Source organism: Haloarcula salina (assembly GCF_010119195.1).
GTDB classification, from domain to species: Archaea; Halobacteriota; Halobacteria; order Halobacteriales; family Haloarculaceae; genus Haloarcula; species Haloarcula salina.
This window is the reverse complement of record NZ_WRXL01000002.1, coordinates 60,941-80,912: the sequence shown is the minus strand read 5'-3', so window position 1 is coordinate 80,912 and position 19,972 is coordinate 60,941. Positions and strand designations below refer to the sequence as shown.

23 protein-coding genes are annotated in these 19,972 nt (G+C 60.0%); 14 read left to right on the top strand and 9 right to left on the bottom strand.

What is annotated here, in order from left to right; translation table 11 throughout:
• Positions 1-12 precede the first annotated feature (12 nt).
• Positions 13-429 (bottom strand): disulfide bond formation protein B, encoded by a 417-nt coding sequence (locus GM656_RS05365; RefSeq protein WP_162412643.1) that lies wholly within the window; start codon positions 427-429, stop codon positions 13-15.
• 99 nt (positions 430-528) lie between these two features.
• On the opposite strand from GM656_RS05365, the gene GM656_RS05360 reads away from it, so the two are divergent.
• Positions 529-831 carry a hypothetical protein gene (locus GM656_RS05360; RefSeq protein ID WP_162412642.1) on the top strand — a complete coding sequence of 101 codons (303 nt, stop codon included), beginning with the start codon at positions 529-531 and terminating at the stop codon, positions 829-831.
• 28 nt (positions 832-859) lie between these two features.
• Here GM656_RS05360 and hpt read toward each other — a convergent pair whose 3' ends face one another.
• The 4 genes from hpt to GM656_RS05340 all read right to left on the bottom strand — a co-directional run bounded on the left by hpt (position 860) and on the right by GM656_RS05340 (position 4,515).
• Positions 860-1,408 carry a hypoxanthine/guanine phosphoribosyltransferase gene (gene hpt / locus GM656_RS05355; protein WP_162412641.1) on the bottom strand — a complete coding sequence of 183 codons (549 nt, stop codon included), beginning with the start codon at positions 1,406-1,408 and terminating at the stop codon, positions 860-862.
• A 61-nt stretch (positions 1,409-1,469) separates the two neighbouring features.
• Entirely contained in the window at positions 1,470-3,641 is a 2,172-nt protein-coding gene (locus GM656_RS05350; RefSeq protein ID WP_162412640.1) for a type B DNA-directed DNA polymerase, read from the bottom strand.
• Positions 3,625-3,876: a hypothetical protein gene (locus tag GM656_RS05345; protein WP_162412639.1), complete on the bottom strand. Its 252-nt coding sequence runs from the start codon at positions 3,874-3,876 to the stop codon at positions 3,625-3,627. Before GM656_RS05345 ends, GM656_RS05350 begins: the two co-directional genes overlap by 17 nt.
• A gap of 3 nt (positions 3,877-3,879) precedes the next feature.
• Positions 3,880-4,515 carry a P-loop NTPase family protein gene (locus GM656_RS05340; protein WP_162412638.1) on the bottom strand — a complete coding sequence of 212 codons (636 nt, stop codon included), beginning with the start codon at positions 4,513-4,515 and terminating at the stop codon, positions 3,880-3,882.
• Between the two features lie 166 nt (positions 4,516-4,681).
• On the opposite strand from GM656_RS05340, the gene GM656_RS05335 reads away from it, so the two are divergent.
• Entirely contained in the window at positions 4,682-5,077 is a 396-nt protein-coding gene (locus GM656_RS05335) for a hypothetical protein (protein WP_162412637.1), read from the top strand.
• Here the strand turns inward: GM656_RS05335 and GM656_RS05330 are convergent.
• On the bottom strand, positions 5,025-6,440 hold the full coding sequence (locus GM656_RS05330; RefSeq protein WP_162412636.1) for a DUF389 domain-containing protein: 1,416 nt from the start codon (positions 6,438-6,440) through the stop codon (positions 5,025-5,027). The genes GM656_RS05335 and GM656_RS05330 overlap by 53 nt on opposite strands.
• 149 nt (positions 6,441-6,589) lie before the next feature.
• Complete coding sequence (locus GM656_RS05325; RefSeq protein ID WP_162412635.1) at positions 6,590-7,561, bottom strand: aldo/keto reductase; 972 nt, start codon at positions 7,559-7,561, stop codon at positions 6,590-6,592.
• 152 nt (positions 7,562-7,713) lie between these two features.
• On the opposite strand from GM656_RS05325, the gene GM656_RS05320 reads away from it, so the two are divergent.
• Positions 7,714-8,715, top strand: a complete 1,002-nt coding sequence (locus tag GM656_RS05320) for a hypothetical protein (RefSeq protein WP_162412634.1) — start codon at positions 7,714-7,716, stop codon at positions 8,713-8,715.
• A gap of 102 nt (positions 8,716-8,817) precedes the next feature.
• Complete coding sequence (locus tag GM656_RS05315) at positions 8,818-9,540, top strand: aspartate/glutamate racemase family protein (RefSeq protein WP_162412633.1); 723 nt, start codon at positions 8,818-8,820, stop codon at positions 9,538-9,540.
• A gap of 1,080 nt (positions 9,541-10,620) precedes the next feature.
• Here GM656_RS05315 and GM656_RS05310 read toward each other — a convergent pair.
• A complete protein-coding gene (locus tag GM656_RS05310) occupies positions 10,621-11,304 on the bottom strand; it encodes a uracil-DNA glycosylase family protein (RefSeq protein ID WP_162412632.1) in 684 nt (227 codons plus the stop codon).
• Between the two features lie 286 nt (positions 11,305-11,590).
• On the opposite strand from GM656_RS05310, the gene GM656_RS05305 reads away from it, so the two are divergent.
• Positions 11,591-12,277, top strand: a complete 687-nt coding sequence (locus GM656_RS05305) for a hypothetical protein (protein ID WP_162412631.1) — start codon at positions 11,591-11,593, stop codon at positions 12,275-12,277.
• Between the two features lie 190 nt (positions 12,278-12,467).
• Here the strand turns inward: GM656_RS05305 and GM656_RS05300 are convergent, their stop codons facing one another.
• A complete protein-coding gene (locus GM656_RS05300) occupies positions 12,468-13,190 on the bottom strand; it encodes a hypothetical protein (protein ID WP_206673695.1) in 723 nt (240 codons plus the stop codon).
• Between the two features lie 86 nt (positions 13,191-13,276).
• Here GM656_RS05300 and GM656_RS05295 point away from each other — a divergent pair, with 86 nt between their 5' ends.
• The 9 genes from GM656_RS05295 to GM656_RS05255 all read left to right on the top strand — a co-directional run bounded on the left by GM656_RS05295 (position 13,277) and on the right by GM656_RS05255 (position 19,943).
• The gene (locus GM656_RS05295) at positions 13,277-14,383 is read left to right on the top strand and encodes a hypothetical protein (RefSeq protein WP_162412630.1); all 1,107 of its coding nucleotides are present in this window, start codon (positions 13,277-13,279) and stop codon (positions 14,381-14,383) included.
• Between the two features lie 6 nt (positions 14,384-14,389).
• On the top strand, positions 14,390-15,100 hold the full coding sequence (locus tag GM656_RS05290; RefSeq protein WP_162412629.1) for a hypothetical protein: 711 nt from the start codon (positions 14,390-14,392) through the stop codon (positions 15,098-15,100).
• A gap of 59 nt (positions 15,101-15,159) precedes the next feature.
• A complete protein-coding gene (locus tag GM656_RS05285) occupies positions 15,160-17,001 on the top strand; it encodes a DUF262 domain-containing protein (RefSeq protein WP_162412628.1) in 1,842 nt (613 codons plus the stop codon).
• Positions 17,002-17,093: 92 nt separating this feature from the next.
• Positions 17,094-17,264, top strand: a complete 171-nt coding sequence (locus tag GM656_RS05280; protein ID WP_013035302.1) for a hypothetical protein — start codon at positions 17,094-17,096, stop codon at positions 17,262-17,264.
• 108 nt (positions 17,265-17,372) lie between these two features.
• Positions 17,373-17,882, top strand: a complete 510-nt coding sequence (locus GM656_RS05275; protein WP_162412627.1) for a hypothetical protein — start codon at positions 17,373-17,375, stop codon at positions 17,880-17,882.
• 1 nt (position 17,883) lies between these two features.
• A complete protein-coding gene (xerA, locus tag GM656_RS05270) occupies positions 17,884-18,819 on the top strand; it encodes a site-specific tyrosine recombinase/integron integrase (protein ID WP_162412626.1) in 936 nt (311 codons plus the stop codon).
• A gap of 11 nt (positions 18,820-18,830) precedes the next feature.
• Positions 18,831-19,145, top strand: a complete 315-nt coding sequence (locus GM656_RS05265) for a hypothetical protein (RefSeq protein WP_162412625.1) — start codon at positions 18,831-18,833, stop codon at positions 19,143-19,145.
• A 372-nt stretch (positions 19,146-19,517) separates the two neighbouring features.
• Positions 19,518-19,727, top strand: a complete 210-nt coding sequence (locus tag GM656_RS05260; protein ID WP_162412624.1) for a hypothetical protein — start codon at positions 19,518-19,520, stop codon at positions 19,725-19,727.
• Positions 19,728-19,730: 3 nt separating this feature from the next.
• Positions 19,731-19,943 carry a hypothetical protein gene (locus tag GM656_RS05255; protein WP_162412623.1) on the top strand — a complete coding sequence of 71 codons (213 nt, stop codon included), beginning with the start codon at positions 19,731-19,733 and terminating at the stop codon, positions 19,941-19,943.
• The last annotated feature ends 29 nt before the right edge of the window (positions 19,944-19,972 follow it).

Sequence of the window (19,972 nt, the reverse complement as noted above, 5' to 3'; positions counted from 1 at the left end):
CCGCCGGTACCCCTACGACCGCCCCGCGTACGCCGCGGCGACGAGCGCCGTGACGAGGACGAACGCCGTCAGCGCGAGGTTCGGAACCGTCAGCCCGGCCACGCGGTACTGGACCTGCGCGCAACTGAACGCGCCCAGCCCGCAGGCCGTCTGGGTCACCTGGAGCCAGGAGTGGTAGGCCGCGATGGTTCCCCCGAGGACCGACAGCGGCAGCGCGGTGCGAGCCACGGCGGGCCGGTCTTCGAGCGTCGCCACGCCGAGGACGACGACCAGCGGGTACATGCAGATGCGCTGGTACCAGCAGAGCCGACACGGCGTCAGCCCGAGACCGAGCGAGAGATAGAGGCTCCCGACCGTCGCCACGGCGGCGACGACCGTGGCGGCGGCGAGGAGCGGGCGCGTCAGGTCCGTGCGTCGAGCGTCGGCCACAGCGAAGCCAGCGGCCCTCGCGGGCAAAAGCGTTCCGAGAGCGGTGGAGGCGTCCCGTGCCCCGACCGCTTTTTCAGGCGCGCCGCCGACGGTCCCCGTATGAGTGACGAGCGCGACCCCGAGTCGAACCTCGAACAGTGGAAGTCGGCGATGCAGGAAGAACACAGCGAGGCGATCTCGAACCCCGACCCCGAGGAGTCACACCGCATCGAGGGGGTCGCGCAGGTCACCTACCGCGTGACCTTCGATTACGACGCCGAGGCGGACGCGCTGGACCGCGCCGACGCCGAGGAGGTCGACGACCTGACCGACCCGGAACTGCTCTCCTGTGCCTGCGGCGTCCGCGGGATGACGCCCGAAGAGGCCAGAGAGCACATGGCCGCGGCCGCGTCGCGGGACTGAGGCCGCCCCCGGACCTCACCGACCCCGCTCAGTCGTGGATGGTCACGCCGGACTGGTCGACCGAGATGTCGAGGAGGCTGGTCACCTCGTAGTCGGTCTCGTCGAGGGCCGACCCGCCGACCTTTCGGAAGACAACGACGATGTCCGAGATGTTCGCGCCGATGTCGTCGAGCGCGTCGCAGATGGCCGCCATCGTCCCGCCCGTCGACAGCAGGTCGTCGACGATGAGCAGGTCGTCGTCGGCCTCGATGTCGTTGATGAACATCTCCGAGTCGGAGTAGCCCGTCGTCTTGTGCAGCGCCACCTCCTCGTCCAGGCCGTACGAGCGCTTGCGGATGACGACGAGCGGGATGTCCGTCTGCAGCGAGAGCGCCGTCGCGATGTGGATGCCCATCGCCTCGGGCGCGACGATCTTGTCCACGTCCAGGTCGGCCACCCGCGTCACGCCGACGACGACCTCCCGCAGGAGCTGGGGGTCGAGCATCGGCACGCCGTTGCTCAGCGGGTGGACGAGATAGGAATAGCCGTCCTTGTCGATGATCGGGGCCTCGTGCAGCGACTCGCGAAGCTTCTCCATGGACACCGTTAGACGAACTCCCTCATTACGGTCCTGATTCCGAGCGAGCGGCGGCCGCCGACTACCGCCCGTCGCCGAACGACGACAGCGACGCGTCGCGGGTTCCGTCGAGGTACTGCCGGATCCGGCGCTCGTCCCAGCCGAGCGGCCCGAGGACGCTGGCGCAGGCCCGGACGAGGCGGTCGGCGTAGCAGTCGGCGTCGTACGCCGTCCCGTCCTCGAACGCGAGTCTGACTCGCTCGGCCCCCGAGCGGTCGTCGTCGACGACGACGTACTCGATTGACTGCCCGGGGTTGCGCTCGAAGCCGCGTTCGGCCGCCCGTTCGAGCGCGGCCTTCGCCCGGGAGGCCCGCCGGTACTCGCCGGCGCGCTTCGAGACGCGCTGCGTGACGACCAGGTCGTCCCGCGGAACGTCGCCCCGCCGAAGCGTCGCCAGGTGCCGGGCGAGGCGGTCGCAGACCGGTTCCGGCGCGCGCCCGCGGTCGAAGGCGTCGAGCAGGTCGCGCTGGGCCGCCGCGACGAACGGCGACGTGCTCCGCTGTCGGGCCTCGATACCTCGCAGTTTGTACCGCTCCGACGCGCTCGCCGCCGTCCCGTCGGCCCAGCGCCCGAAGTACCGCATCAGCGCCGCGCCGCTGGCCCGCTTTCGCGGACAGAACGCGATCCAGTCGAAGCGCCCCTCGTACTCCAGTTCGATCCCCACCTCGTCGGTCACGGCCGCGGCGACCTCGCGGACCGGCGTCTGCTCGCGGTCGGGAGCGGCCGTCACCCAGAGGCTGTCGACGATGCCGTGGACGACGTGCCAGCCAGCGGCTTCGAGCCGTTCCTTGGCCGTGAGCATGATCTCGCGGGCGAAGGCGTTGATCGCCTCGTGGGTCTCGATGCGTCCGAACTTCGCGTGGCGGTAGCCCTGGTAGCCGAAACAGGAGACGAGGACCCACTTGACGGCGTCGGCCTTCGCTTCGAGGTCGTCGGTCGAGGCCCTCTCGTCGGCCGCGGCGATGCGGGCCTTCCAGCCCGCCCGGTCGTCGAGCAGCGGCCCGAGCACGTCGCCGAGGAAGCCGTCGCGCTCGCAGACGCTGTAGCCGAGTTCGGGCACGGCCGCGCCGTCGTGACAGTCACAGCAGATCGTCTCCGGCGAGACGTTGTACTCGCGGATGATATTGGGGTACAGCGAGGCGAAGTCGAGTTCGTGGACGGCCTCGTGGACGCCGGAGCCCCCCGCGTCGCCGTTCGCGCCGCCCGCCGAGCCGCCGGTGTCCGGCTGGAACGTGAACCCGCCCCGGTCGGCCGCGTGGAGCGTGTCCAGCGACTTCCAGCGTTCCGTCTGGCGCTTCTGCCACGGGGCCAGCACATCCCGCTCGCGAGCGTGCCGGACCTCCAGCGCCGTGAGGACGCCGCCGATGCTGTCCCTGGCGACCTCCTGGAGCGGCTTGCCCGCTCGCTCGACGAAGTACCGCAGGCCGGCCATGCTCGAGTGCCCGAGCAGGAAGCTGTTCGAGCGGTCGACCACGACCCGCCCGGGCACGTCGTAGCGCGCCGGGGAGTGGCCGACGCGGCCGTAGCTGGCGTACGTGCTCTCGCCGGCGAGCTTTCGGTGGCCCGGCCGCCGCCCGAGGTCGACGCCCGCGTCGGCCAGGAGCGCGACGATGTCGCCCGAGGAGAGGACGAGCACGTCGGGGTCGCACGATTCGAGGGCCCGCTCGACGCCCCGTCGAACCGCCGCCGCGTCGTCGCCGGCCGAGTCGCCGTCGACGGTCAGCGCCGTCAGGTCGTCGGCGGCGAGGGCGGCCGGCGGGAGCGACAGCGAGAGCGTGCGGAGGTCCCGCCCGGGCGTCGGGTCGCGCCCGGTGTCGAGGCAGTAGCGGAACTGCGGATCGAGGTCCACGTCGTACAGCGAGAGCACGCCGGGCGCGTGGGCCTCGTGCTCGCGCTGGCGGATCTCGCGGCCCACCTGCCGGACCTCGCCCAGCCGGTCGATCGAGAGCCGGAGGACCGGCGAGCGCTCGGTCGCGCCCAGCGCCGTGAATCGCCGCTCGCGCTCGACGGCGGTAACCTTCGGGTCGGGCGCGACCGCGTCTGCGAGCCAGTCGAGGTAGCGCGTCCGGTCGTTCCGGGCGGCGGCGTAGAGCGCGGGCTCGTACTCCGGGTCGGCGGTCGCCGCGACGCCCTCGCCGTCGGTCGCCCAGCGGACCGGCACGCCGTCCTCGCGGACGTCAATCTTGAACGCCATCGGCGTCGCGGCGCGCTCGCAGTTCCGCCTCCTGGGCCAGCAGGACCGTCATCACGAACGCCCGCCACGGGTCGCGGGCGTTCTGCTGGCTCGCGGCGTCGGCGTGGGCGCGCGCCCGCTCGAACAGCCCGTCGAACGCCGGCTGGTGACGGCGGCGGAGCGACCGCCGGAACGGCCGCCACTCACGCTCCAGGCGGTCGAACTGCTCGCGCACCGTGGGACCGGTTCGGCCCACGGCTCACACCTCCGGGGCCGCGGGCTCGACCGGGGCGGGTTCGGCGTCGGCGTCCGCCGCACCGAGCAGGTCGACCCAGTACGGGATGGTCGTCTGGAACCCCCAGTCGTGCCAGTACACGTCCGTCCGAAAGGACGGCCCGTCGACGCGGAGACCGGCTTGCGTGCGCTGGGCCGTGACCGTCCGATCGGCCGCGTCACGGACCCGGTCGCGGCGCTCGCGAGCGGTGACGAGCACCGGGACGGCCAGCGCGTCGGCCAGCGCGGCGAGCAGTTCGAGCGTCGCGTCGAACATCGCCTCGGCCTCGAACGCCGGCACGTCGTCCTCCGCGTACAGCGACGCGACGTTCGGGACGACCACCAGGGCGGTCCGCGGCGTCACTTCGGCCGGCAGCGATCGGACCAGTTCGTAGTGCTGGTAGCCCGTGAACGCGCGGGCGACGCGGACGGACCGGGCGACCCGGCCGTCCGCGTGCCGCCGTATCGCGTCCGGCGACGCCGCGTTCCGGGCGTCCAGCCAGTACGTCGACCCGTTCGCGTCGGCGAGGTGACGGCCGACCAGCCGGTACAGCGCCGCCGGCGTGTCCCCGTCGTCGAGGAAGGTCACGCCGGGCTCGAGCGTCGGAAGCTGACTATTCATGGTCGGCCGTTTTCGAGAGCAGTGTCTTATACGCCAGCCGGGGGCGGAGTGAAAGTGAAAGTGAAATCGGCGGTGAGCCAGTGACGGCGGGCCACCAGCGAAAGCGAACCGGACGGGAACCCGAACACCGACGGTCGTCGCCCGGCAAGGCGTACGAACGGAACGGATGAACGCCGAACGCTGGTGGCCGCGGTTCGTCGACGTCGCGGCCGTCGTCTGGACCGGGCTGTTCGTGACCGACATGGGGGCGGCCTACGGCCACGTGACCCTCTCACCGGCGGTCAGCGCCGGCGTCAGGTGGGGCCTGCAGACTCTGTTGCTCGTCTTCCTGCTCGACGTGGTGGTGCTCTATCGCTGGTCGGAGCAACGGCCGCTTGCGTTCGTCCGCTCGAACTGGTTCTGGATCCTCACGGTCGTCCCGTGGTTCCGGCCGCTGCGGGCGCTGCGAATCGGACGCGGGCTCCGGGCGCTCCGGGCGCTTGCCGGGGTCCGCAAAGTCGGGTCCCTCCTCAACAAGGCGCGCCGCACGGGGACCCGGCTGTTACGCCGACTGCGCGAGTGAGGCGGCTCCCGAACGCGGACAGTCGGTCGGCGTACCGGGCGAACAGGTCGTCGAGGCGTGGCGACTGCTCGGCCGCCTCGGCCGTCTCGTAGTCCACGAAGCGGACCTGGACGGTCACGGGCCGGTCCGTCGCCGCGCTCACGTTCGCCTGGAGGTCCTCGTCGAGCCCGCCGTAGTCGGTCTCGCTCGTCCGACTCACGGTGACCGTCACCGTCTCGGCGCGTCCGAGCAGGTTCATGTCGTTGTAGCCGGACTTCACGGTGGCGAGTTCGAGGTCGCTGTACGCGTCGTCGTCGAGAACGGTCTCGACCTCCTGGTTGACGCGCTGTTCGAAGACGAGGTGCTGGTACGTGCCGGCGCTGGTCAGCGCGACCATGCAGACGAAGACGACGACGACGGCGGCGTACGCGCCCGACCGGAGCGAGAGGTGCACGTCCTCGCGGAGGCTCCGTATCACCGACGACCGATACCCCAGCGAGACGAGCGCGAGGTAGGCGGCGAGGTTGATGAACACGATGTTCATGAGCAACAGGACGAGGGCACCGAGGACGAGGAGGAGTTCGCCCCACACGACCCCGATACCGGCCGTCGCGGCCGCCGGAACGATGGCCGCCGCGACGGCGACCCCGGCTATCGAGACCGGGAGGTCCGTCGCCAGGGCGAGCGCGCCGGCGATGCCGGCGGCGATGGCGATAGCGAGCGTCAGTAGGTTCGGCGTGGCGAAGGCGCTCACCTGGTCGACGCGGGAGATGACGAGCGACGCTGGGACGAAGCCGGTCCGCTGTAAGAACGCGCTCATCGCCACCGACCCGGCGAAGGCCAGCACGAGACCGGTCGCCTGCGAGGTCGCGCTGTCGACGACCATCTCCCGGTCGCTGATGACCGCGCCGACGCTCGCCGACAGCGTGGAGCCGGCGAACGGCGCGATGACCATCGCGCCCACGATGACGATGGCCGAGTCGAGCAAGAGCCCGCCCACGGCGACGATGGCGCTCAGCGCCGCGAACGCGAGGTACGTCGCCGTGTCGGGCTTGAGATCGGCCGCGCGCTCCCGGATCTCGGGGTGAGAGGCCCCCCGGTCGCCCTTCGGCCCGTCGACGTACCGGTCGGTCACCTCGTCGACGTTGGGCACCGTCGCCCGGTGAACGTCCGTCACCACGGTGTACGTGTCCTCGTCGAGGCCGGCGTCGTACAGCTCGTCGAGGACCGCGTCGACCGCGCCGGACGGTACCGGGACGTACGCGACCGCCCCGTCCCGGTCGCTGTCCTCGTCGGTGAACAGGTACTCCACCTCCATCTCAAGCAACGTCTGTCGCACCGCGGCTCGGTCTTCGTTCGGTACGAAGACCTGTAAGAGTCTCATACGCCCCGGACGCGAAAGACCCGATTATATACTCGGTGGCTATGTCCCGGTAACAGATAGTTACGTCCGGCCGGCGCCGATCACCGTGCTGTCACACGAGAGTCCCGCGATCACCCGGTTCAGGCCCGGGCAGGGATCGAATCCCGACCTTACTCGTGGCCCGAGACGGGGACCGGCTCGTAGGGCGCTTCCAGGTACTCCACGTCGCTCTCGGAGAGGTCGATCTCCAGGGCCTCGACGGCGGCTTCGAGGTGCTCGACGCTCGACGTTCCCAGAATCGGCGTCGTGACCCACTCCTTGTGGAACTGCCAGGCGAGCGCGATCTGGGCCATCGTCACGTCCCGCTCGTCGGCGAGTTCCTGCACGCGCTCGTTGATCTCGCGGCCGCCGCCCTCGGCGTACGGCCGCCCGAGTTCGGCCTCGTGTTCGCCCCGCGTCGTCGCGTCGAACGCCTCGTGCGGCCGGGTGAGAAAGCCCGCCCCGAGCGGGCTCCAGGGCATCACCGCGACGCCCTCGTTCGCACACAGCGGCAGCATCTCGCGCTCCTCCTCCCGGTAAGCGAGGTTGTAGAGGTCCTGCATGGAGACGAAGCGCTCCAGCCCGAGCCGATCCGAGGCGTGCAGCGCCTCGGCGAACTGGTGGGCCCACATCGACGACGCACCGACGTACCGCGTCTGGCCGCGCCGCACCGCGTCGTCGAGCGCTCGCATGGTCTCCTCGATGGGCGTGTCGTAGTCCCAGCGGTGGATCTGATACAGGTCGACCGTCTCCATGCCCAGCCGGTCGAGGGAGTTCGACAGTTCCTGCTCGATGGCCTTCCGCGAGAGCCCGCCCGAGTTCGGGTCGTCCTCGCGCATCTGGCCGTACCCCTTCGTCGCCACGACGAACTCGTCGCGGTCGTAGTCGTCGAGCACCTCGCCGAGAATCTCCTCGGACTCGCCGTTGGAGTAGACGTTCGCCGTGTCGAAGAAGGTGATCCCGAGGTCGATGGCGCGCTCGATCACCTCGCGGCTCTCCTCGCGGTCGAGCGTCCACTCGTCCCAGTCGGTGCCGAAGCTCATGCACCCGAGGCAGATCTCCGAGACCGTCATGCCGGTGGAGCCGAACGTGGTGTACTCCATACCGACACTGCGGCCAGCCGCGACAAAAGTGTCCGTCCCACCGACGGACCGCACGAACAGGAGTATGCAAGGCGCAGCGGTAACCGGCCGGGACCTGAAGCGTCCACAGAGATGCATTCCCTCCAACAGCAACCGAGATGTCGAGGTTGTCGATGAGTGGACAAGTGACGACGGAGAGGTCCGTCAGAAACATCGATGGATCCCTGGAGCGGGCGCTCCACTGGCTCCTGCTGAGCGGAAACCGAGCCGCCGTCGCGGCGGTCCTCGTTTCGGTCGTCGTCGCCTTCTTCGCCGTCTCGGCGCAGACGGGGCTGCTCGCCGTCGGACCGAAAAGCGCCGCCGCGTCGGCGTTCGCGAGCGGCTTCATCTCCGGGACGGTGACGCTCGTGACCATCGCGCTCTCGATCAATCAGCTCATCCTCTCGCGCGTGTTCGGCTCGCCCAACGAGCTGTTCGACCAGCTGAACGGGACCCGTGACCTCCGCCAGCGAATCCGTGACCACGCCAACGAATCGGCCGCCCCGAACGACCCTGCCGAGTTCCTCGAACTCGTCGCCGAGACGCTCACCGAACGCGCGAACCGACTGGTATCGGCCTGTGAGAACGCCGACGGCGACTACCCGAGCGACGTGGGCGACTACGCCGCCGACATCGGCGCCTACGGCGAGAACATTACCGAGCAAGTCGAGAGTCAGACGGCCATCGTGAACGTCCTCGAAGTGATCCTGGGGACCGAGTACGCCCAGAACCTCACCGCGACGGAGTGGGTCCGAAACGAGTACGGCGACCAGCTCTCGGAGACGGCGACGGCGGATCTCCAGGCCATCGACGACCTGCTGGAGGCCATCGCGGTCACGCGACAGTTCTTCAAGACGCTGTCGCTCCAGCAGGACTTCGCGCGGCTTTCACGCGTCATCGCCTACACCGGCCTGCTCGCACTGGTCGCGAGTGTCGCGCTGGCGCTCGTCTACCGAACCGGTTCGACTACCGTCCCGGCGCGGTATCTCCCGGTGCTCGTCAGCGTCGGTATCGGCGTCATCGTCACGCCGCTCGCGTTCTTCATCGCCTACGTGTTCCGGGCCGCGACGATCGCTCGCCGGACCGTCTCCGTCGGTCCGTTCGTTCCGCCCGAGGAACGCTCCGACGACGGGTGAGCGGCGGCGCGGCTTGCGCTGGAGGACCCACTGGGCCGGTTCGACGTGCATTCAGATATCGCTAAACGGATGGGCGTAGAACTGACCGCGAGTGACAGTCGAATGTCCGTTACAGAACCCCAGACGATCGGCATCCTCGGCGGAATGAGCAGCGAGTCGACCAGGACGTACTACCGGCTCATCGATAGCAACGTGAACGATGCGCTCGGCGGGCACAACGCAGGTGACATCCTCATTCGAAGCGTCAACTTCGCCCGGATCGAACGCTGTATTCGGGACCAACGGTGGGAAGAGGCGGGTGAGATACTGGTCGACGCGGCGCTCGATCTAGAAGCCGGCGGTGCCGACTTCGTCGTCATGGCGACGAACACGATGCATCGCGTCGCTCCACGACTCGTCGACGGGCTGTCGATCCCGTTTCTCCACATCGTCGACGCCGTAGTTGACGCGATCCGCGCCGACGGGGTCGAGACGGTCGGAGTGCTCGGGACGAAAGCCGTGATGGAGGGGTCGTTCTACCACGAGCGGTTCGGCTCGCACGGAATCGAAACGGTCGTGCCCGGTATCGACGACCGCGAAGCCGTCGACCGGATCATCTTCGAGGAACTGACGACCGGACAGGTGCGAGAGGAGTCTCGAGGGAGATATCTCGACGTGATCGACGGTCTGGTCGAGGCGGGTGCCCAGGGAATCGTCCTCGGGTGTACCGAAATCGAACTCCTGATCGAGCAGCGGGACTGTCCCGAGACCCCGCTGTTCGATACGACTGCACTTCACGTCGAGCGTGCCGTGGAGCGGAGTCTTCGCCCCGTCTTCGACGATTGAGCTCTCGGTCACGCCAGCCGATCAAAGGATGTGATCCAGGTAAATCGATGGCCTCGGCACTCGAACCAGTAAGTATTACCGACTCACGAAACTATTTATAGAAGAAAGACCGATTCACGCTTAAACCGAGAGACGGCGAAGGGATAATTACCGAGATGCGCCCTATGTTCTGGAATGCGCCACGGCTGCTCGCAATCATCCGTGCTTCCTAATAGAAGTAAACTGATTTGCGCGCTTTCCTTACGAACACGCACTCGAACCAGTAAGTATTACCGACTCACGAAACTATTTATAGAAGAAAGACCGATTCACGCTTAAACCGAGAGACGGCGAAGGGATAATTACCGAGATGCGCCCTATGTTTCGGAATCTCTCTCGGCTGCTCGCAACCATCTGCGCTTCCCAAACGAAGTAAACCGATTTGCTCGCTTTTTGGACGAACACGCACTCGAACCAGTAATTATTACCGACTTACGAAACTATTTATAGAATGAAACTGAATTCTCACTCAAACCGATAGACTGCGGTAGGATACATCGAGCAATGCGCCCTATGTAACGGAACTCCCCTCGACTGAAGGGAATCATTCGCGCTACCCAAACGAAGTAAACCGATTTGCGCGCTTTTTGAACGAACACGCACTCGAACCAGCAATCATTACCGACTTACGAAGATATTTATAGAAAAACCGATTCACGGTCAAATCGATAGACAGCGTAGGGATGACTACTGCGATGCGCCCTATGTTGTGGAATCTCTCTCGCCTGAAGGGAATCATTCGCGCTACCCAAACGAAGTAAACCTATTCGCGCGCTTTTTGGATGAACACGCACTCGAACCAGTAATTATTACCGACTCACGAAACTATTTATAGAAGAAAAATCGATTCTCACTTAATCGAGAGACTGCGCGGGGATGGCCAGCGGAACGCGCCCTATGTTGTGGAATACTCTCCGGCCGCTCGCAACCATCTGCGCTACCTAAACGAAGTAAAGCAGATTGCTCGCGTTTTGGACGACCACGCACTTGCGGCTCACAACCTGTCAATAGCGAATGTGTTTAGACCTCTATCAAGCCTGCTCAGTTCGTATAAACCGTATCTCGTAGTCCCTTTCGTACTGAGTGGATACATTCGCCCCATTCCTCATCGGTCAGTCGATTGTGGTTGTCGTAATACCCCCAATGAGGGATATGAATCAGCGGCGGGTCAGTGTCGAACTTGCTCAAGCCCCACCACTCCGACTTAGAAATACTGAGGTTACGTATATCCGTGGATGACACCCCCAGTAGCTCAGCAGTTCCTTCAGTCGCTAATTTGCCTGCAGTAACGATTACCTCGGGGTCCATCTCCCTGATTTCCTGTTCGAGGTACGACCGACAAGATGTGAAGGGTTCATCCAACTTGCGGTTCTTTACAGGACACTTGACGCTACTCGTCATGTAGACTTCCTCGATTATCTCGGACTCATCAAAGCCCAAGGGTTCGAATACTGGGCGGAGAAACAGCCTGACAGGAGGCCAAGAAAGGATAGAATTCAGATGTTCCTCCTCGTAGAAGCTCCTGTACCACTCGTAATCGTGAGACCTCTCATAGCCGGAAAACTCGAAGTGTGTGAACGAGGGTGCTTCTTCTACGACTAAAATGTCGGCATCGTAGTTGAAAAATCCAGGGTGATTGTAGTCACTTCCAGCCTTCGGACAACCCTGACACGGTCCTTTAGCTGATTTTGAGTTGTTCCAGATTTCGTTCCGGATATCGCTCATAAACTATGTCTGCCGACGAGTCTGATAATTATTGGTACTAATCGACTTGACTAGCTTCATCTGGTCTCGGTCATGCGTGAAAGCTCTCATCACAACTTCGGCAGGTAGCCCACTGCCCTGCCTTCACTTTCTGCTTTTCCCCGCACTCAGGGCACTCGCGCCACACAGAGCGATTTCCGTAGGACATACTCTTCCTAACAAAAGCCGCGTGTAAATCTCTGACCCCCCACTCGAAAGTGAAGCTGTTTAGCATGTCTAATATATCCAGAGTATCGAGACTCCGATTATGTCGACGAGCCTCCCTATTGAGGAACAGCGTAAGCCCTTGTTTGAGGACATTCCACTTCTCAACTATCTCCTGTTTCCGTTCGCTATCTTTTTTCTAGGCATCGTCCTTGGTTTCACCCAAGACAAAATTGATAAACCAACAGTCATCGCTGTCGGATTAACTATCGATATCATTGGGGCTCTCCTTCTTGCACTTCCTGACCTAGCTGTTCGACAGTATCTAACTACGCCAAACAAATTAAGAGAAGTTCGGAACCAGCTATTCCAAGTCGGGCATGCGACCCGTAATGACGGTTCAACTGAGCTTTTTGAGGTGATTGAAAAAGTCATTGAGTCCTACTGGGGAGGGAACCTCCGAGACCAATGCCAGGAAGTCTATGTGAAGAGAGTTTTTCCGCCAGGACAGGGTCGTAGTTCAGAGAAAGGGATACTCGTCCTGTACAAATCTGCAGAAGAGGCAGAAACACCAATAGAACGAACTCAGACAATGGACCCTGATGAGTATTCCTTAGAGGAAGCAGTGTTCGGGGGTGAAGATTATGATTGGGTTGCCCAACAAACTCTATTCTATCAATGGCTTGGCGAGGAGATTGAGAGACTGGAGCGCCACCTGACTTGGATTAGAACACAGGGTGGTATTGTTCTGATGGGTGGCTTCACGCTTCAACTCATTGCATCACTATGAGTCTAAGTGGGTTGTCCGTGGACTCTAGTAATCAGGAAGAATGGGCGGATGATATTGTGAATGCGATACTCATAGCACTCACTGCCAGAGAATGCGGGGAGAATCCACCTCGGCTTCCGAAAGAATCCAGTCCAGAATATGATGACGTTCGGGGAAGAGAGATGGAGATTGTATTCTGGCCCGATATAGATTAGCTTGGAATACTCAGTTCTCGTGCCATTCCGGGGTTCTCTCGTACCCGTTCGAGGTGCTGTTGATTCTCGATACTCTGAGCCAAAGTGAGTAATTCTCTCCCTCGTAGTTCAAGCCACGTTGTCTCAAGCTGGCTCCGCTCAGACTCGGTTGCAGGAATCCAATAGCAGTCCCCGATGAACTCCTTGCTTCCTTTAGACGCGAATGCGAATCCAGCCGTCTCTTCCGGCACTGACGTCAACGCTTCCTGAGCAGCAATCAGGTACTTGGTTCCCAATGCGGCGAAGACCAAGTCGTAGCCTTCGGCAAAGATTTGCTGGAGCTCTTGAGGAATATTCTTCTCCCAGCTGACGGCGGCTATCAACTCGTTGTTGGTCATCTTCTCTACGTCTAGCCCGAATCTCTCCGCTCGTTCTCGAACCTGCTCGATTTCGTTAAACGTGCACTCGTAGGAAGGAATCTCTGTGCCGGAAGAGAGCACACCAAAGCCGGCGGAGATGATACGCCAATCGACGTTGGCGACCTCCGAAAGCTGTTCTATGGCAGACTGAATGTGTCCGTGTTCCCTCCCCGTGTACATCTCAGCCGCCGAAGCGACAGACTCGGAGAACTCCTCATTCAATGCCTCCCTTGAGTTCTCGTCGACTCGTCTACAGTCAGCTACTGCGTCGTATCTCTTGCTTCCAGAGCAAGGTGAGACGACCAATACGTTTGGCTCCATAGTTCCCGATGCCTCCCGATGAATCGTATATCCTACGAGACAGACCGTACTATCAAGTTAAGTTGTTCATCACCAAAGGAGCCTCTATGGACCTGACACGCAACAAGAAAATCAGAAAAGCATGGCCTGGAGGTGGCTATGCGAGCGTCTACAGGTACAATCTAAGCGACGAGAAGGGCGATGAAATTCTAACCAGACTCCGGAGCTCGGTTGACTCCGACTCGAATGACTACGACCAGCATCCTCAATCAGTTAGCCGAGAGTACTGGGTGAAGTACTACCTCGAGGAATTCGGTGATGAAATTGGCATCAGCATTCACGCCAACCTCGACAAGAAAGTATCCGGGAAGCGTGGAGACTACGAAGTAGTCCACGACGGCAAGCAGAAAGTACTCGAGGTTGAGAAAGACGTAAGTGATTTTCTCAAGCACGGCCACTCAACTGATGGGAAATCTGGATGGAGTGACCCCGCGAGTATCGACCTGGTGTTTGCAGCCACCGATAGGAACGACCGCAAGTCCGAAATCGATGTTCCTGTCATTGTCTCCGCCGAGCAGGACTACGATGATACCGACGCTCCCGCATTCTCCCAATGGTACGACCGGGTGAATGATATCAAATCAGCCAAAGAAGCCCTCTATTATCATCTCCTCAACGCGGTCTATAGCCACTATTGTAAAGGCGTACCGAGTCTTCCAGATTTCAATCGTCTCGCCGGGGACCTCGATGAGTATAGTCTAAAGATGAACAAACGATATCTCACTGCGATTCACTCAGTGATGGGAGACCAAGCGAAACTACATACTGATTCTGTGCTATTCGACTCGGACACCGAATCAATTCAGAGTGAAGATTCGTTCTCTGATGTGAAAGAGAGAGTCATAGACTCGGTTGAGGAATCGTACTCCGAAGGGGAGAGTTGGGATTGTCCAAAATGCAATCAGCCGATGGTAGCTCTCGGTCAGAACCGGTTCACGTACGAACCAGATATGCAGGAAATGACCGAGGGACAGTTTGCTGAGCAAGTTGCTGCCCAACAAGGAGGGTTCTTTGAAGAAGGCATACACGGAGAGACGCTTACCGTTTCGTACTGCTTCGGCTGCCTCGTCGTTGGTGCGAAGGCTCCTCGAGATTCAGAAGCAATGTACATCGACAACACAGAACCATTTCAATTGCCGGACGAAGAGAATTGAATAGATATGACGAGAAAAAGGGATATCGAGCGTCTGTATCGACTTCTCGAAGAGCTAGAGGAAATAGTCGGAGGCAAACAGAAGCTAAAGGATTGCACTGGCTACATGGACTGGCCCGACCGGGGCGTCTACATTTTCTTCGCACCGGACGAATACCGAGAGTCTGGTGACCAACTTCGAGTAACTCGTGTCGGAACTCACGCTGTTTCTGAGGGGAGTAGTACGTCACTCTGGGACCGCCTCAGAACACATCGAGGAGCGAAACGTGGGACCTACGAAGGCGGGGGAAACCACCGAGGTTCCGTTTTTCGGAAACGAGTCGGAGAGGCGTTCGTCGAACGCGACGCACTCCACGAAGCGTATCCGCACTGGGGCAAGGGTTCGAGCGCGAAGCGGGAACAGCGACTCAGTGAACTTGAGATGGAGCAGCGAGTGAGCGACTATCTTCGGGACCTGCCGTTCCTCTGGTTGAACGTCAACGACGAACCGAGTGCTGATAGCCAGCGGGCCTACATCGAACGAAACATGATTGCACTCCTCAGTAACTACCAGCGAGACGCCGTTGATGCTCGCTCAGACGACTGGCTCGGCAAACACAGTCGGAGCGAGAAAATCCGCAAATCAGGACTGTGGAACGTGAATCACGTCGATGAGGACTACGACCCTGCATTCCTTGATGATGTGAGTGCGGCTATCGAGAATACGGAAGCGGTGTAGCGTAATCGACAGTCACCAACGGGAGTATTTTAGTGCTGCGTCACGCCAGTATCGGGTCAATGAGTTTTCAATCTAAAACCATCGCCAACGCCATTCAGGAACTCAATACGGCGACCTTTGTCCCCGCTATCCAACGAGAATTCGTCTGGACCGAAGAGCAAATCATCCAACTCTTTGATTCCATCCTACGTGACTACCCAATCGGTTCCCTCCTCTTTTGGCGGGTTCGAGGCGACCTCGCTCAAGAGCAAATCAAATACAAGTTCGTTCAGCACTACGTCACTGACCCCGTCCACCCGGAGAGCTTAGGAAACGTCCACCACCGTAACCCTGAGGTCGAAGACTACGAGGACGTCCCCAACGGAATTCAGTTAGTCCTCGACGGCCAACAGCGACTCACGGCGCTCTACATTGGATTACAAGGAACGCTGACGACCAAGCAGAAACACCGCCATCGGACCAATCCGAGCGCATGGGACCGAAAGCAGCTCTATCTCAACGTTCTCTCTGACCCCAACGAGGTTAGCGACGACGACCTCAAGATGCGGTATGAGTTCGAGTTCAAAACTGACCCTGAGATGTCCGAAGACGAATACTGGTACCGAGCGAAGGACATCCTCGAACTCAACGAATACGACGGCATTCACGATATCACCGAAGAGATTGATGCCGAACTCTCTGAGCAGGAGATTGACCATCCCTCGCAGTGGAAGTTCATCAACAAGAACCTCACTGCCCTCTATCGCGCTGTTCACGAACGCAGCCTCATCAACTACGACGAGAAAGAAGAGGACGACTTGGGGAAGGTTCTGGATATGTTTATCCGGACAAATCGCGGCGGAACTCAACTCAGTACCTCCGAAGTCCTGCTCTCTATCGCAACCGCTCAGTGGGCGAATGGTGGCGGTGCAGACGCCATTAATGCCCGAGAGGAGATTACAGAGTTCATTGACGACCTCAATCGTCGACGCCAAGACGCTGGTTTTAGTTTCGATATTGACTTCGCGCTTCGTAATCTCCTGATGTGCTCCGACCTGCCAACCTCTGAATCAGTTCGTCACTTCAACCAGTCGAACCTCCAGAGGATGAAGCAGACCTGGACGGACAACGGCAAGATGCAGCAGGCAGTACGAAACGCTGTTGACCTCATTGTTGACTTCGGCCTCGACTCCCGCAGCCTCACGAGTCGGAACGCCCTCGTCCCGGTTGCATATTTCTTCTATATCAACGACAATCCGAACCTCGAATGGAGTAGCGGTCACGAGGAGATTTCGGCTAGGCAAGAGATTCACCAATGGCTCTGTACGTCAATTCTCAACGGCACGTTCTCTGTTGGTCGAGGAGCCATCGAACGAGCGCGGTCACTAATGCAGACTGCGCCTGCTATGACATTCCCCGGCGACGAGATTCACCGTGAACTACGAAGCGATGGGCGTGTCTCCAGATTCGACCGTGACCTACTGGAACTGCAACTCGACAGCCTCGAATACGGGAGTCGAAAGACCTTCTCGTTTCTCTCACTGCTCTATCACCCCGGACCAGCCCGAAGCAACACGCGCCATGATGTCGACCACATCTTCCCACAGGACCAGTTCGACACGGAAACGCTGGTTCAAGACTACGGACTAGACCAGGTTGAGGCAGAACGATACGTGGAACACAAAGACCGAATCGGAAACCTCCAACTTCTCAACGAGAATGAAAACCGCTCAAAGAGCGGCCGTTCCTTCCTCGAATGGCTGGAGTCCCAGGATGACTCTTACTTCGAGAAGCATCACATCCCACAGGACGAGGACCTCCACCGCTTAGAGAACTTCCCCGAGTTCATCGAGAAGCGCGAAGAACTCATCATTGAGGACCTGCTGAACAAATTTGGTCCCGAGGAGACTCAAGACGCGTAATATCAACCGAGCAGTATCATTAATATCCTGACAGCCATCCGATTAAATGGCGATTCTCGATGACTGATGCACCATTAGCGCCCCGTCGACCGATGGACGACAACAAAGGATTAGGCGAAGGAATGACCAGCGTCGATATCTACTGTCACCGCCAGCACAAAGGCCAATGGCAACAAGAAGCCGACGAACAAGGAATAAGCCTGAGTCGCTATCTGGTTGAACTCGTTCAGGAAGCTCGCTGGCAGCGCCATAACGACGACTGAGACGACGAAGTTCCAAAGTCCGTTTTCCTCCGAAATCGGGACATAGACCGCGTTTCTACCGGTAATCTCTTTAACCTAACAACCGAATGATTATTCGGAGATTCTAGCATGACAGAGACGTCTATGGACAGCCCCAGCGACGAGCGGGACTTTCAAACGCTTCACGAGAACACGACGCGAGCAGAACTCTTCCCCGCGAAACAGCACAAAAAGGAATGGTGGGAAGAAGCCGAACACGAAGGGTCTAGCCTTAGCCGTTACCTCTACGACCTGATTCAGGAAGCCCGGATGTACCGGGACAGCGGTGCTCCGTTCATCCAGACACAGGACCAGACGGTCAAGCAACTCCAGAACAAAATCGACGACCTCCAAACGCAACTCGAAGAGGCTCGACAAGGTGGCGGTGGTCGAACCCATCTCAGTATAGATGACCTCGTCACCCGGGTTCTGGACCAACAGTACCAATCATTAGACGAACTCGTCGAGCGAATCTCAGCTAGCGACGAAGTCACCAACCACCTGCAAGGACAAATCGAGAATCGGCTGTATTCCCTAGCCGAAAACAGGCAGGTCGAGTATCAACGTGGGCACGGCTGGCGGCTCAAGGAGGGGAACTAACATGGGAGCCGAACCCAACGCCTCGAAAATCTACGACAACAAGCACGATGAGGTCACCTACTTCCTTACTCGCAAAGAGGCGACCGGCCGTAGCACCCGAACGCTCAATTCCTACAGTCGTATCCTTCGAGAGTTCTTCCACGACCAGTTCCCAGACCTCTCCCCCGACGAGGTCGAGATTCGACACGTCGAGGACTATCTAATGGCGCTCACAGACCGCGGTGTCTCCCAAAACTCGAAAAAGAAGTACCTGGAAGTCCTCTCCAGCTTCTACGGCTACACGATGAAACGGCCGCAGTTTGAGGGAATCACGAGTAATCCCGCTGCGGTCGTGATGGAAGAGATTCCTCGAATTCGTCCAGACCGACCAGACTGCGCGACGTGGGAGAATGCCTGCAAACTCATCAACGCGATTCCTGACCCACGAGACAAGACGGTCGCCATCATCCTCGCAAAGACTGGTGCTCGACTCCTGGAAGTCCTCTCCATCGAAGAGGACGACGTAGACTTAGAGAAAGGATTCATTCGTCTCCGAGAGCGCAAGGGAGGCAAACAGACTGTCGTTCCAATCGATGACGAAACAATCTACGCTATCAAACGCTACCAGTTCGTCAACGTCGATTCTGATTCACCGTATCTCTTCACGAGCAATCGAGGCGGTCGACTCTCGAAAGAACGGATTCGACGTGAAGTGAAGGAGGCAGCCGATAGAGCTGGCGTCGCCCCCAAAGAGGAGCGACGATTCGAGAAGAAGTTCACACCTCACACGTTCAGGACCGTCTTCACGACCCTGATGCGGAAGCAGGGGATGAAGCCGTACATTCTGAAATACATCCGTGGGGACGCCAAGACCGAGACGATGGACATCTACACTCGCGTCGACCGTGACGAAGCGAAAGAAGAGTACCTGAACTGCATCAAGGAAATCGGACTGTAGAAGGCAGAAGCATGGTCGAAGTCATCATCTACAGAAATCCATGGGAAGACCCTGAGGAGGTAGCCCGAGTTACCATTGAGGGAGAGGTGAAAGGACAGACACCGACGGCTGAATCCCTTCGAGAGCGGATTGGCGACAAGAACGACCCAATCATCAGCGAATACATCGATGGCCGCGAACTCCTCCGGTACATCGCTTCGTCGTACTCGAATGGCTACGTCATGGCGAACTACGATAGCGAAGAGTCGCTGCGAGTCATTGAGGACCTGAGCGACGACGAATATCGAGACTGGGTTCAAGACTCTGGGCTCGACACCCGACTCTGAATCTCGAAGACTGTACGCTGGTAGTAGTCCCTCAACTGCTCACACATTTCTGAGCGAATTGAATAGATTGTCTCCCAGTCGTCCTCGAACGGCGCTCTACTCCTGATAGGTAACACTCAGTCCTACGCTGGCTTGGACCGAGGAGTCCCGATATTTTCTCTATCAATCGATGGGTGTCCCCTGGTGTGCGTGATTGCTCCAGAGAACGGGTTGCTGTCCTCGATGATGACTGGTATTCGATTGCCGATGAACGCATTCTTTGTTCTCCCAGCTTGGACCTGCACGCTGTTGCAGACCAAGAGAGGCTGAATCAGTCCGCTGCTCGGGAGTCTTATGATGGAACAGAGCGATTACTGAATACGGTGATTCGACGTGGCATTGCTCTTTCTAGGACTCAACGAGGACCGAGACGGCTGGGACGTTCTCGGGAAGATTGCTGACGGCGAGATAGTCGAGGACCCGACCGGCGAGCTTGAAGCAACGGTGAAAGGAGCGTACGATTTGGATGACGAAGGCCACCTGAGGCGAGCGTTCAATAATCACTACATCAATGCCGTTCCACTGGCAGAGGACGAGGAATAGCTAATGCGGATTCTCTTCCAAATGTACCACGCCGGCGAGCTACACGACCTCGGTATCATTGAGGATGGCGACGTGGTCGAAAGCATCGAGGAGGGCTTTGAAGACTGGATTCGATGGGAGCTAAGCCAGCCGACAACTCCCGACCTCGATGACTCTGAGAGAATCTTGGCAGCGTATGATGGACCACATCTGATTACGAAAGTCGTCGACAAGTGACCGTCCCATATATACTATAAATAGGGGAA